This window comes from Anaerocolumna jejuensis DSM 15929, assembly GCF_900142215.1.
Classification (GTDB): domain Bacteria; phylum Bacillota; class Clostridia; order Lachnospirales; family Lachnospiraceae; genus Anaerocolumna; species Anaerocolumna jejuensis.
On the sequence record NZ_FRAC01000002.1, the window covers coordinates 1 to 461 of the forward strand.

The window sequence follows — 461 nt, forward strand, 5'->3', positions numbered from 1 at the left end:
TGGACCGAATTTTAAAGTAGGGAAGCTGATGAAGGCACTGCCAAGAAAAGCCGCTATTGTTTTTTATAAGCCCGTACCGTAAACCGACACAGGTGGATGAGGAGAGAATCCTAAGGCCGACGGGAGAAGCATTGTTAAGGAACTCGGCAAAATGACCCCGTAACTTCGGGAGAAGGGGTGCCTGTAGAAATACAGGCCGCAGAGAATTGGCCCAAGCAACTGTTTAGCAAAAACACAGGTCTATGCAAAACCGTAAGGTGAAGTATATGGGCTGACGCCTGCCCGGTGCTGGAAGGTTAAGGGGAGATGTTAGGAGCAATCCGAAGCGTTGAACTTAAGCCCCAGTAAACGGCGGCCGTAACTATAACGGTCCTAAGGTAGCGAAATTCCTTGTCGGGTAAGTTCCGACCCGCACGAAAGGCGTAATGATTTGGGCACTGTCTCGACAATGCACCCGGTGA

1 rRNA gene is annotated in these 461 nt (G+C 50.3%); it reads left to right on the forward strand.

From position 1 onward, the window contains the following. Positions 1–461, forward strand: a 23S ribosomal RNA gene (locus BUB77_RS00010); the annotation flags it as partial.